The organism is Herminiimonas fonticola (assembly GCF_040395855.1).
Taxonomy (GTDB): domain Bacteria; phylum Pseudomonadota; class Gammaproteobacteria; order Burkholderiales; family Burkholderiaceae_D; genus Oxalicibacterium; species Oxalicibacterium fonticola_A.
Window position 1 is genome coordinate 1 of the sequence record NZ_JBEBPO010000079.1, and the last position, 11,940, is coordinate 11,940.

13 protein-coding genes are annotated in these 11,940 nt (G+C 54.1%); 5 read left to right on the plus strand and 8 right to left on the minus strand.

From position 1 onward, the window contains the following. Positions 1-243: 243 nt before the first annotated feature. Genes ABWP27_RS10000 through ABWP27_RS10035 form a run of 8 tightly spaced genes read right to left on the minus strand, consistent with a single transcriptional unit; the run spans position 244 to position 7,246 of the window. A complete protein-coding gene (locus ABWP27_RS10000) occupies positions 244-690 on the minus strand; it encodes a nuclear transport factor 2 family protein (protein ID WP_353156127.1) in 447 nt (148 codons plus the stop codon). 8 nt (positions 691-698) lie between these two features. After that, positions 699-1,466 carry an SDR family NAD(P)-dependent oxidoreductase gene (locus tag ABWP27_RS10005; protein ID WP_353156129.1) on the minus strand — a complete coding sequence of 256 codons (768 nt, stop codon included), beginning with the start codon at positions 1,464-1,466 and terminating at the stop codon, positions 699-701. 34 nt (positions 1,467-1,500) lie between these two features. Beyond that, on the minus strand, positions 1,501-2,043 hold the full coding sequence (locus ABWP27_RS10010; RefSeq protein ID WP_353156131.1) for a DUF3833 domain-containing protein: 543 nt from the start codon (positions 2,041-2,043) through the stop codon (positions 1,501-1,503). A 34-nt stretch (positions 2,044-2,077) separates the two neighbouring features. Next, positions 2,078-3,319 carry an MFS transporter gene (locus ABWP27_RS10015; protein WP_353156132.1) on the minus strand — a complete coding sequence of 414 codons (1,242 nt, stop codon included), beginning with the start codon at positions 3,317-3,319 and terminating at the stop codon, positions 2,078-2,080. After that, on the minus strand, positions 3,319-3,897 hold the full coding sequence (locus tag ABWP27_RS10020) for a chalcone isomerase family protein (protein WP_353156134.1): 579 nt from the start codon (positions 3,895-3,897) through the stop codon (positions 3,319-3,321). Before ABWP27_RS10020 ends, ABWP27_RS10015 begins: the two co-directional genes overlap by 1 nt. Beyond that, entirely contained in the window at positions 3,894-5,135 is a 1,242-nt protein-coding gene (locus ABWP27_RS10025) for a class I SAM-dependent methyltransferase (RefSeq protein WP_353156136.1), read from the minus strand. Before ABWP27_RS10025 ends, ABWP27_RS10020 begins: the two co-directional genes overlap by 4 nt. Next, positions 5,132-5,929, minus strand: coding sequence for a DUF1365 domain-containing protein (locus ABWP27_RS10030; RefSeq protein ID WP_353156137.1), 798 nt, complete (start codon positions 5,927-5,929; stop codon positions 5,132-5,134). The genes ABWP27_RS10025 and ABWP27_RS10030 overlap by 4 nt, the downstream gene beginning before the upstream one ends. Positions 5,930-5,947: 18 nt before the next feature. Beyond that, entirely contained in the window at positions 5,948-7,246 is a 1,299-nt protein-coding gene (locus ABWP27_RS10035) for an NAD(P)/FAD-dependent oxidoreductase (protein ID WP_353156139.1), read from the minus strand. Positions 7,247-7,597: 351 nt separating this feature from the next. On the opposite strand from ABWP27_RS10035, the gene ABWP27_RS10040 reads away from it, so the two are divergent. The 5 genes from ABWP27_RS10040 to dusA all read left to right on the plus strand — a co-directional run. After that, entirely contained in the window at positions 7,598-8,524 is a 927-nt protein-coding gene (locus ABWP27_RS10040; protein WP_353156141.1) for a MerR family transcriptional regulator, read from the plus strand. A 35-nt stretch (positions 8,525-8,559) separates the two neighbouring features. Beyond that, positions 8,560-9,021, plus strand: a complete 462-nt coding sequence (locus ABWP27_RS10045) for a BLUF domain-containing protein (protein ID WP_353156143.1) — start codon at positions 8,560-8,562, stop codon at positions 9,019-9,021. Positions 9,022-9,068: 47 nt separating this feature from the next. Beyond that, on the plus strand, positions 9,069-10,010 hold the full coding sequence (locus ABWP27_RS10050; protein ID WP_353156145.1) for a diguanylate cyclase domain-containing protein: 942 nt from the start codon (positions 9,069-9,071) through the stop codon (positions 10,008-10,010). 67 nt (positions 10,011-10,077) lie between these two features. Beyond that, positions 10,078-10,863, plus strand: a complete 786-nt coding sequence (locus tag ABWP27_RS10055; protein ID WP_353156147.1) for an EAL domain-containing protein — start codon at positions 10,078-10,080, stop codon at positions 10,861-10,863. Positions 10,864-10,957: 94 nt separating this feature from the next. Continuing rightward, the coding region (gene dusA, locus ABWP27_RS10060) for a tRNA dihydrouridine(20/20a) synthase DusA (protein WP_353156150.1) at positions 10,958-11,940 on the plus strand (983 nt) is incomplete at its 3' end.

Below are 11,940 nucleotides of genomic sequence, written 5' to 3' on the forward strand. Positions count from 1 at the left end.
ACGCCATCAGGCGCGGCTTGGCCTTGAACTGGCGGTTGGCGGTAAACGGCATCCAAAGATGAGCGGTGTCCAGAAGCTGAGCCATGTGCACCTTCTTTCGGTAGACGGGGAATCAGCATGGTAGTACGTTTTCCAGCAGGACGTAAGCCGGGCAAAAACAATCGACCGGAATCTGGCAGGCCTCATCCCCCAAGAAATGAGATAGCAACTACTTGTCTCACTTAGCGGCAGAAAGATACGGAGCTATTTTTTCGCTATCCGTTTGAGTACACGCATCAACCCGCCAACCAGCGGCAATTTTTCATACAGTTCTTCTGCGGCATCCCAGTAATCGCGGTGGGTATTCACGCGACCATCGGCATCGAAACGCAAATGTGTAGCTCCGCGTATGCATTGCTCATCGCTGGAATAACGTCGCATATGGAATAGAAAATTCCATGTCATGAACGCATCGTCACCTTGCAGAACCGTATTCGTTACAACAAAACGAGGGTTTTCTACCTGGCTGAACATGTGTATGAAGATGGGTCTGATTGCTGGCAGTCCGCATACTTCGCTGAAGGGATCCTTGAAGGATGCATCAACTGCATAGATTTGCTCCAGCTGATGCTGTGCCGCTTCAATGCTTAGTGTTTCGAAAAATTGTACGACACGGCACAGGCTGTCTGTATGGTCAACTTTGATATTCATCACTTCATTCATAATCCCGTTCCCTTGTGTATCAACCAGAAATAAAGCCGGTAAGGCAGCAGACGCAGGATGCGCAAGAGGTTGGTAAAGCGACGTGGAAAGTGTATATGGAACTGGCCACTTTCAAGTCCGTTCAGCAATTCCTGTGCTGCTTCATTGGCCGATATCATGGCCGGCATGGGGAAGTCGTTGCCTGCGGTCAGAGGCGTTTCGACAAAGCCCGGATTGATCAGGTAGACGCCTATGCCGCGCGGATGCAAATCGATATACAGTGATTCGCACAGGTTGATCAATGCCGCCTTGGTCGGGCCATAGATCAACGCTTTCGGCAAGCCACTGTAACCGGCGACCGATGCAACGATTCCTATGCCGCCGTTGCCTTGTGCCAGCAATGTCGGCAGCACTAGGTCGAGACAGTTGTAGGCGCCACGTATGTTCAGGTCTATCAAACGATAGGCTGCCGCCAGGTCAAAGGAATCGGCGCGCATTTCATGGTAGCCACCGGCGATGATCAGTACCAGATCGATGCCTTGCCACTGCTGCATGATTGAGGTATGGGCCGCAGATACACTCGCATGATCGACGATGTCGAGCACGGCGATCAGTGCATTTGGATGACCGTCTGCAACCATTGCCAGTAATTCAGGGCGGCGCGCGGAAAGTGCCACGCGCGCACCTTGTGCCAAGAGATTCTGGGCGGTTGCCGCGCCTATGCCGGTCGAGGCGCCGATGAGCCATACGCGTTTGTCATGCCAGTTTGAAATCTGTGGATTCATCTAAGTCTTTCGGTTTGCAACAGGAGTCGGCACATCAAGGGCGCTTGCTAAAGGACAGCGTCACATCGCCCAGATGGAAGCCGAACTTGCTCATCGCTGCACGGTTCAGCATCACGCGATCATCCATCAGATACATCCAGTCGTTGAACTGCACGTCATATACCTTGCCGTCGACAGGCAGCGCCAGCACATATTGCCAATGCAGGACATTGCCTGCGGTAATGCCGATGGCTTCGCCGACGACATCCGGTGCGGTTCCTATGTAACGGTCGGGCGCCACCTTGCGCAGCGTCCACACGCGTTTTTGCTTGCTGCCGTCCGAGTAGCTAAAGTCTTCATCCAGCGTGCCTGTATCGCCGACCCAGGTACAACGCATCACTACGGTAAAGCGCTTGACGACCTTGCCGGATCTGTCCTGGAACATGCCCCACGCATCCAGCGTGCCATTGAAATACTGCTGCAAATCCAGCTTGGGCTTTTCATTCGCATAGTGTGAGGGTTCGACCGGGCTGGCACAGGCGGCCAGCAATACTGTAGCGCACACTGCAAAAAGATATTTCAACTGATTCATAATCATCTCCGGCTGATTGGTGTGGGGGGTACAAGACAATTCATACATCACGCAATGGGGCGCGCGCCAGTATGCTGGCCGCTGCCAGTTTCAGCGCGCAGGGCAGCAAGGCATACGCGACAGACAGCGCATGGGTACCCGTGCTGTCTGCGGTGCCGGGGACGTAACCGAGTTGCTCGAGCAAGGGAAGCGAGATGCCGGCTGCCAGCGCCAGATTCATCTTGGTGGCCCAGCTCCAGGCGCCGAAATAAGCCCCTTCGCGCTGGCCGCTGTGTCCGGCGCGCCCTATGACTGCCGCCAGCAATGCCGGTGGCAAGGCCAGGTCGGCGCCCAGCGTCAAGCCGGACAGCACGCAGATCACGGCAAACGGCAGTGCAGCGCCAGCCGGCAGACCGTAAGCCCAAATGAAGGCGGCGGCTGATAGCAACATGGCGCACAGCCAGATGCGGGCTTCGCCATGGCGTCTGGCCAAGGCGACCCACAAGGGCATGGAGCAGGCAGCAGCCATGAAGTACAGGACCAGAAACAGGCCTGCGTACTGTGCCAGTTGCAATTGATCCTTGGCGAAAAACAGGAACAGTGTGGCGGGTATCGAGGCGGCAATGCCGTTGACGATCAATACTGCGAACAGCCAGCGAAAGCGCCGGTTGTGCAGGGGTTCCAGCATCGCAGACCAGCCCGCATGCAGAGCTTGTGTAGTGGCCGGCTGCGGTGCTGACTTGAGCAGGATGGCAGCACAAATGAGCAGGGTGATGATAAAGATCGCGATCAGCCCATCGAAGCCCAGCCAACCTGTCAGCAAGGCTGCCAGTATTACACCCAGCAAGCCGCAGGCTTCACGCGTGGCGGTCAGGCGCGAGCGTTCCGCCAGTTTTTGCGTCAGTGCTGCGCCCCAGCTTTGATGGGCGATCGTCGCCAGGCTGAAGCCGAGGTAGACCAGCAGCAGCGTGCACAGGAACCACAGCAAGGCGGCGTCCTGCAGCAGCGCAGGCGGATGGAATAGCGCCAGAAAACCCAGTGCCAGCAAGGGCAGGGAAATCAGTATGAAGCGCCCATAGCCGCCATGATTCCTGCGGCGATCTATCCACAAGCCTATCAACGGGTCGATGCATGCATCGAATACACGCGCTGCCAGCAAGGCCCCGCCGATCAGGGTCAGCGACAAGCCGAAGCGTTCCGCATAGAACTGCGGGACGTACACATAGATAGGCAAGGCAACCAGCGCCAGCGGCAGTCCGAATAAACCGTAGGTGAAAAATGAAGCGGTAGTGAGCCTGGCCATCAGTGCGGCGCCGCATCGGCCAGCAAGGCGTTGCGCAATTGTGCGGCAGTGGTTTGGGGATCCAGCCAGATCGCAAAGAAGGCATGACTGAACTCGGCATCCATGATCTCGCCGATGAATTTTCCGTTCAGGTAAAAGCGTGCGCCTTCATTGGGTAGGTAGACGCCGGATAGATGCGTGCCTTCGTTGACGTCCGGGAAGATGTTTTCCATGGCAGCTTGCCAGCTGGCGCGCTGTTGTGCAGAGCCCAGGCCCAGCTTGCGCATTTCATCTTCGCTAGCGGCGGCAATTTTCTTACCTTGCAAGTTGCGTGCATAACGCAAATCCAGCACCAGTTTGGCTGCCGCCGGCGCTTGGGCGCGATAGCCTTTATCGCCTACCCAGAGCGCGGCATCATAAATCTTCAGGCCGAACCAGCGGAAGCTTCCCTGACCTGCCAGGCGCGCCTGGCCTATTTCTTTTTCTATATGCTGGGGCGCTGCAGGTTCTCGCGCCAGCGCAACCGTCCACATCAGCGCAAAGAAGGCCAATGGGAGTACGTATTTTCCGGTCCGTACGGCAGGGCTGTGCAGGCTCATGTTTTTTCCAGCGTGAATTGCACGACATCTATGCTTTTTGCGCGGAATCCCGCTTCGCAATATGCGAGATAGAATTCCCAGGTGCGCAAGAAGCGGTCGTCGAAACCCTGCGCACGTACCTGCTGCAATTGCTCGGAGTAGGCGCTGCGCCATTCTTTCAGCGTGCGCGCATAGTCCAGACCGAACTTGAATTCATTGGCGACCCGCAGCCCGTGCTGTTCAGCCTGCTGGCGAAAGACTTGTGATGATGGCAGCATCCCGCCCGGGAAAATATATTGCTGAATGAAGTCTGTACCCTTGCGATAACGCTCGAACAGTTCATCGGCAATCACGATGGTCTGTATGCAGGCGCGACCATTTTTTTTAAGGTTGCGTGCAATGCACTCGAAATAGCTGGGCCAGTACGCTTCGCCTACAGCCTCGAACATTTCTATCGAAGCAATCGCATCAAATTGTCCGCTCGTATCGCGGAAATCCTGCAACAGCAATTGCACTTGATCGGCCAGGCCGGCATCAGTCAAACGCTGATGTGCATAATGCAGCTGTTCGGTCGACAGCGTCAAACCGGTTACATGTGCGCCTGCTGTAGTACTGGCCAGTTCGGCAAAGCCGCCCCAGCCGCAGCCGATTTCCAGCACGCGTGGATTCGGCGGCAGTGCCAGCTCGTTCAGGATACGGTGATATTTTGCATTCTGGCCTTGTTGCAAATTATCTGCATGGCCATTGGCAAAGAGCGCACTCGAATAGGTCATGGACGGATCCAGCCACAACCGGTAAAAGTCATTGCCTATGTCGTAATGCGCGTGGATGTTCTTGCGGCTGCCCGCGCGCGAATTGCGGTTGAATAGATGTTTGATTCGGTACAGCAGACTGCCCCACCAGGTGCCGTACACAATCGATTCGATTTCCGCGCGATTGCGTACGAACAGCTCTATCAGGCCGGGCAGATCGTCCGTCGTCCAGTGTCCATCGATAAACGTTTCCGCAAATCCTATATCGCCGGACTTCAACGCAGCATGGCAGATGTCCCAGTTTTTCAGGGTCAGGGTGACGGGATGCGTATGGTCGCCAAACTGCTCGATCTGGCCGTTCGGAAGCTCCATGCGCAAGGCACCATGCTCGATTTTGCGCATCAGTTGCAGGATGAATTTAACCTCCGCAGGCAAGTCTATAGACGTGCTCGCGCCGGCACCTGCAGTAACGATGATCGCTTGTTGTTTGATTGATTGAGTATTCATCGACTCAGCTCTTTGGATGGTGGATGGGGTTTTCTGAAAAATGGCACGCGCTTGAGCCACAGGCGCAGTGCTTGCCAGTGTATTTTTGCGACGACGCCCAAGGTCATCAGCGGATACAGACAGAATGCTCTGGCAACAAGCGCGTCCGATAATGGGTAGGCGGAACCGGCAATGCTGGTCAATATCAAGGGGCCGGAATTGTCGTCATGATCTATGCGGGCGACATTACGTTCGACCACCGTGCCATCGATTTTTTGCGTTATGCACAAGAAGCGAAAGCGATAGCAGCCATCTACTGCACAAAATGGCGAGACATGAAATATCTTGCGTGCCGTCAGCTCTATTCCATAGTTCATGGCGCTGCCTGTATCGAGCAGATATAAATGACGCTCGCCGAACGTATTGCACACTTCGGCCAGCACGGCGCGCAGTTGTCCATCCTTGCGATGGCAAAACCAGAATGACACAGGATTGAATACATAGCCCAAGACACGCGGAAATGCCTGCAGCCAGATTTCACCATCGGCGTCATCTATGCCTTCGTTTTTCAGCAGCGCATCCAGCCATTCGAGCAAAGGCTGTCTGCCATCGCCGTGATCGCTGTCCCAGAAGGACAGCACATTGAAGCGGTTGTGCGAGAAAAATCTGGCTGGCTGCACAGCAGCCTGTGCCATTGCACGCAGGGGCAGGCGTATGAAATACACGCCATAGTTGAAGGCGTGGCGCACCGGGCGCAGGCGCGTGTGCCTTACCTTGCCAAAACAGAGTTGTGCGACAGGCATAATGGATTTCATGGTTGCGTCCATGCAAGTTCAGGCGGCTGAGCGCGTCAATGCAGTGTCGTCTGCCACGCTGCCTATGGCTTGCGCCACAGACAGGCCGGACTTCAATCCATCTTCATGGAAGCCATAGCCCGTCCACGCGCCGGCAAACCAGGTATTTTGTTCGCCCTGTATTGTCGCCAATTTCCCTTGGGCCACAATCGCCGCTTCATCGAAAACCGGATGTGCATAATCATAGCTGGCGAGCATGCTATTCGGGTTGGGGGCATGAATAGGATTGAGCGACACGATCACGGATTGCTTGAACGGTAGTGGCTGCAATTGGTTGAGCAGGTAATGGACGCACACCCTGGGTTCGCTGCCTTGTTCGCTTTGATAATTCCACGCAGCCCACGTCTTTTTATTCGCAGGCAGACAGTCGGTATCCAGATGCAATACGGCGCGATTCGGTTGGTATTTTATGGCTGACAGGATGGCCTGTTCATACAGCGTCGCATCCTTTAACAGTTGCAAGGATTGATCGCTGTGACTGGCCATGACAACATGATCGACCAGATGGATGCCATTGCCGGCTTCAATTTTGATCTTGGTGACATTGCCCAAGGTATTGCGGGTGACCGATAGCACTGGCGTTTTCAGAAATTTTTGCGGAATCTGCGTCAGCATTTTTTCCACATAATGACGGGCGCCGCCCTTGACGGTTTGCCATTGCGGCCTGTCATTGACTTGCAGCAAGCCGTGGTTGTGGCAAAAACGGACAAACGATGAAAGCGGAAAAGCCAGCATCTGTTCGGTCGGGCAAGACCAGATGCAGCCTGCCATGGGCAGCAGATACCAGTCGCGAAATTCCCTACTGTAACTGTGTGCTGCCAGATAGGTACCCAGGGAGCAATGTGATCCATCGTGTACGCCGGACAAGGCGAGTTGGGTGGCATGTTTGTTGAAGCGCAGGATATCCCGCAACATCCGGTGAAAACGCGGGTTCAGCAGGTTGCGCCTTTGCGCAAACACGGCATCGAGATTGCCGCCGGCCCATTCCAGCATCCGCCCCTGCAAGGGCAGCTTGACGGAAAAGGACATGTCGGTCGTCACGGTTTCAACCTCCAGTTCGGCAAACAGGCGGACCAGGTTTGGATAGGTGCGGTGATTGAAAACCAGAAAGCCGGTATCCACACCATAAGTGACATCACCCAGCGTAACGTCGACGGTATGCGTATGACCGCCAAAATAGTCGTTGGCTTCAAACAGTGTTACGTCGTAACCGGATTGCACCAGGCGGTAGGCGCAAGACAATCCGGCAATTCCCGATCCGATAACAGCGATTTTCATGCTGGTGATTCCTTGTTATGAGTCCACTAAAGTGCCAGGCAGCAATTAATGCGACTGACGATGTCCTTGCTTATTTTTTAACAACATCGCGATGTTGTTAAAAAATAAGCTTTTGAAATTGCATGCCGTCAGGTAAAAGGCGCATCAAGCAATTGTTGATATATGCTGAGCGCAAACGCATTTTATGTCAATATATTGTCTAGGACAAATTATAGACTTAATTAAGCGATAAAATAGCGTCTTGATAGAGATTCCGGCTTGCTGAGCCACGGACTCATTTCGAATTGAAAAATACCGATTGATAAATACGCACGTACAAGAATAGGCATGTGAATTTTTATGCAGATAACGATGAGTATTGGTGCCGTTGAGCGCGATACCGGTTTGTCCAAGGATGCCTTGCGCGTTTGGGAACGCCGTTACGGTTTCCCGACCCCGGTACGGGATAGTTTGGGTGAGCGTGCCTATCTGCTCGATCAGGTGGATAAATTGCGTATCCTGAAGCGCCTGCTCGACCAGGGGCATCGTCCCGGGAAAATCATCCATTACGGAATGGAGGAATTGCAGCAACTGGTACAGCAGTCGGTGCTGGCTACTGCTGAATCAGTCAGCGCAAGCGACGCCACTCTATCGACGCTGCAAGGCTATCTGGACTTGTGCAAGACTAACCAGACCGAGGCCTTGCGCCACGGGCTGTCGCAGGCGCTGTCGCGTATGGGACTGGAGCGTTTCATTGTCGAGTTGCTGGCACCGCTTAATCGACTGGTGGGTGAGAGCTGGGCCAACGGCACCCTGCAGATTTTTGAAGAGCATTTGTATACAGAGTCGGTACAAGTCGTCATGCGCGCAGCAATTTCCTCGTTGCAGCTGCCAAGAGGGAAAATACCTGCTGGGCCACGCATCCTGCTGACGACGTTGCCACTGGAACAGCATGGCCTCGGCTTGCTGATGGCCGAAGCGATCTTTACGCAGGAAGGGGCGAGTTGCATTTCGCTGGGCGTGCAAACGCCCATCATGGATATCATTGGGGCAGCCCAGGCGCAAAACGCAGACATCGTCGCGCTATCCGTCTCGGGTGCGATGAATCCCCGTCTAGTGCTCGAAGGCTTGACTGATTTGCGCGGGAAATTGCCTGTCAGTACAGAGCTTTGGGTAGGTGGAGATTGCCCGGTACTTGCCCGTCGCCCACCAGAGGCTGTATATGTGCTGACTCATCTTGCCGACATCTCCGCCGGCTTGAGTGCATGGCATGCCAGGCATCCCGTCTTGACGTATTAAAATGTCAAAGTAATCCATGTCGTCGCGAAGCCGGGATGTCTGGCTTTCATATTGTTAACCATATCAACCGGAACACAACCAGCGCGATGATTAGACTGTTATATGTAAGCGCAAGCCGCAGCACTGCCGAAGCTTTGAAGAATGACCTGTCCGATATTCTGGAATCGTCAAAAAAGAATAATCAAGCCCTGGGGCTGACCGGAATTCTGGTCCACGGCGGCGGCATGTTCATGCAAGTCCTGGAAGGACCGGATCACCAGATATTCAGAAAATATACCGAGATCCTTGATGACAGGCGACACGCTGATTGCCGTATCGTTCTGATTACAACCACAGAAGAGCGTGCATTCCCGGATTGGGCCATGGCGGTCCTGGAAATTTCAAATCATGAATTCAAAGGCATCCAGGAAATCATCGCTAGCCATCAGGAAACAGTGGATGTAAAAGCCTTCAGTTTAGTGATCCGCTCTTTCATGAGCAGGCTGGCGGGAAAATGAAGTGCCATCTTCGTGCCTGCCTTTAACAACACCATAAAAAGACGGATATGTTCTCTATTGAAATCCTGATGCAGGCCGTGATGGAATCCAGGGATGGCATCATCATCGCAGACGCGCGTGCTCCTGATCACCCGGTGATTTTTGCCAACCCTGCATTCGAACAGTTATCCGGCTACGACCTGGAAGATATCCTGGGGCGTAACTGTCGTTTTCTGCAGGGAACGGACCAGGCGCAAAGAAACATCAGCATCCTTGCCAATTCCCTTGAGAAGGGCGAGCACAGTATTGTGACTCTGCGAAATTACCGCAAGGACGGTTCATTGTTCTGGAACGAGCTGAGCATATCCCCGGTGTTTGATCAGTCCAGTGTCCTTACGCATTTCATCGGCATCCAGAAGGATGTCACCGCGCGCGTAGTCCTTGAGCAGCGCTTGCGCAAGGAGCGCAGGTTGCTGGAGCGCGACAAGGAAAATCTGGAACAACTGGTCGTGCATGACACATTGACCGGGATATACAGCCGTAAATATTTCGAGGATCAGTTGCGCACAAGATGGGATCAGTTGATCGATACGCAGGAAAATCTGGTCATGATGTTTATCGACGTCGATTACTTCAAGGGCTTCAATGATACTTACGGCCATATTGCCGGCGATGATGCCCTCAGAAAAGTCGCCTCGATCCTGGATGATTCATTGCGTCGGGATAGCGAATTTGTCGCCCGCTTTGGCGGTGAAGAATTCATCGTGCTGGCAACTGAAATGACTGCAGAACAGGCGAGCATGCATGCCGAGAATTTATGCCGGAGTGTGCGCGATCTGGATATTCCTCATGCGGCTTCGCCACACCAGTTCCTGACGATCAGTTGCGGGGTGGTCCGTATGAAGCCGAGTTCTATTGCTCAGCCCGAAGTGCTGTTAGAGCAGGCTGACAGGGCACTGTATCAGGCCAAGGCAAGGGGACGTAACCAGGTTGCAAGCTGCGAACCATGAGATCGCTCAGCGCAAGTGCACTCAAAATGAGACTACAACTGCATCCTACTGAAAGGAAAATCATCAAATGATCCCCATACATCCATCTCGGACAGAGCCATCGTCTAGTGCTACCGGTTGTAGGGAGTGCAAGAAAGAGACGGATCTTGGTTTTGATTTTTTATTCGCTTACCAGCCTATCGTGGATGTCCGCACGCGTTCCATCTATGCACATGAAGCATTGGTACGAGGGCCGAACGGAGAGTCTGCCTACTCGGTACTTTCGCAAGTCACTGATGCCAATCGCTATTCTTTTGATCAGGCGTGTCGGGTCGAGGCGATTCGTGGCGCTGCCGCACTGGGAATGAAGGAATTATTGTCGATCAATTTTTTGCCGAACGCCGTGTATCGGCCGGAAGCCTGCATACGCAGTACCTTTGAAGCGGCGCGACTGTATGATTTTCCTATCGAGCAAATCATTTTCGAAGTGACCGAAGGCGAGCAAGTGACGGACAGGCCGCATCTGGTGAACATCTTTCGCGAATACCGGCGCTTCGGTTTTCGTACGGCGATTGATGATTTTGGCGCCGGTTATGCAGGCCTCGGTCTGTTAGCCGATTACCAGCCGGATATCATCAAGATAGATATGGAGCTGGTGCGCGGCATCGATAGCAGCAAGCCGAAACAGGCAATCGTGCATGGCATCGTGTCTATCTGCGCAGCACTGAATGTGCGCGTGCTGGCGGAAGGGATAGAAACATCGGCCGAGCGCGACTTCCTGTACAGTGCGGGGATAGACCTGATGCAGGGTTATCTGTTTTGCAAGCCGGCGTTTCAAGCCATAGGTATCATAGAACCGTCGTCGTGGGCCTGAAGGTGCGATCAACAAACGGCGTTTGATTCGTCACCGCCTATAATTCCGCATAATTCAAACTCCGCAGAAACCTTGAAATTCGCACCATAAGCAAATGAAACCCGTAATTGACAAGAAAAGGCGCGTGAGTGTTGCGCCGATGATGGATTGGACCGACCGCCACTGCCGCATGTTTCATCGGCAGATTACGCGCCATACCTGGTTCTATACCGAGATGGTGACAACGGGCGCCTTGCTGCATGGCGACGTGTCGCGTCATCTCGATTTCAACCATGAAGAACATCCGGTCGCGCTGCAATTGGGCGGTAGCGAGCCGGCCGACCTTGCCAAAAGCGCGAAGCTGGGCGAGCAGTGGGGTTACGACGAAATCAATCTGAACTGCGGTTGCCCGTCCGAGCGCGTGCAAAAGGGCGCGTTCGGCGCCTGCCTGATGAACGAGGCTGCACTGGTTGCCGATTGCGTCAAGGCGATGCGCGATGCCGTGCAGATAGACGTGACGGTCAAGCATCGCATCGGTATCGATGACATCGCTTCCTACGATTTCGTGCGTGACTTTGTAGGCACCGTAGCGGAAGCCGGCTGCAACACCTTCATCGTGCATGCGCGCAATGCGGTGCTCAAGGGTTTAAGCCCGAAAGAAAATCGCGAGATCCCGCCCTTGCGTTATGAATTTGCGTACCAGCTCAAGCAGGATTTTCCGCAACTGGAAATCATCATCAATGGCGGCATCAAGACGCTGGCAGAAATCGATACCCATCTCGGGCATGTCGATGGGGTGATGTTAGGTCGCGAGGCGTATCACAATCCGTATTTGATGAGCGCATTCGACGCCCGTTATTACGGTGACACCGCGGCGCCAAAATCACGCGCCGAGGTGTTGCATGCGATGCTGCCTTACATCCGCGCACAACTTGAACAGCACGGCAAAAGCGAAAAGGGCGGCGGCTTGAGATTGAACAGCATCACGCGCCACATGCTGGGCTTGATGGCAGGTCTGCCTAACGCCCGCGGATTCCGGCAAAGCTTGTCCGATTCCAAGAGGCTGGCAATCGGCGATCCTGATTTATTGCTGCAGGC

What these genes read in the sequence shown, in the direction of transcription:
- ABWP27_RS10055 (WP_353156147.1), top strand. Translation starts at nt 10,078, where the DNA reads ATGATCCCCATACATCCATCTCGGACAGAGCCATCGTCTAGTGCTACC.
- ABWP27_RS10015 (WP_353156132.1), bottom strand. Translation starts at nt 3,319, where the DNA reads ATGGCCAGGCTCACTACCGCTTCATTTTTCACCTACGGTTTATTCGGA.
- ABWP27_RS10000 (WP_353156127.1), bottom strand. Translation starts at nt 690, where the DNA reads ATGAATATCAAAGTTGACCATACAGACAGCCTGTGCCGTGTCGTACAA.
- ABWP27_RS10035 (WP_353156139.1), bottom strand. Translation starts at nt 7,246, where the DNA reads ATGAAAATCGCTGTTATCGGATCGGGAATTGCCGGATTGTCTTGCGCC.
- ABWP27_RS10030 (WP_353156137.1), bottom strand. Translation starts at nt 5,929, where the DNA reads ATGAAATCCATTATGCCTGTCGCACAACTCTGTTTTGGCAAGGTAAGG.
- ABWP27_RS10045 (WP_353156143.1), top strand. Translation starts at nt 8,560, where the DNA reads ATGTCTGGCTTTCATATTGTTAACCATATCAACCGGAACACAACCAGC.
- ABWP27_RS10025 (WP_353156136.1), bottom strand. Translation starts at nt 5,135, where the DNA reads ATGAATACTCAATCAATCAAACAACAAGCGATCATCGTTACTGCAGGT.
- ABWP27_RS10040 (WP_353156141.1), top strand. Translation starts at nt 7,598, where the DNA reads ATGAGTATTGGTGCCGTTGAGCGCGATACCGGTTTGTCCAAGGATGCC.
- ABWP27_RS10005 (WP_353156129.1), bottom strand. Translation starts at nt 1,466, where the DNA reads ATGAATCCACAGATTTCAAACTGGCATGACAAACGCGTATGGCTCATC.
- ABWP27_RS10050 (WP_353156145.1), top strand. Translation starts at nt 9,069, where the DNA reads ATGTTCTCTATTGAAATCCTGATGCAGGCCGTGATGGAATCCAGGGAT.
- ABWP27_RS10010 (WP_353156131.1), bottom strand. Translation starts at nt 2,043, where the DNA reads ATGATTATGAATCAGTTGAAATATCTTTTTGCAGTGTGCGCTACAGTA.
- ABWP27_RS10020 (WP_353156134.1), bottom strand. Translation starts at nt 3,897, where the DNA reads ATGAGCCTGCACAGCCCTGCCGTACGGACCGGAAAATACGTACTCCCA.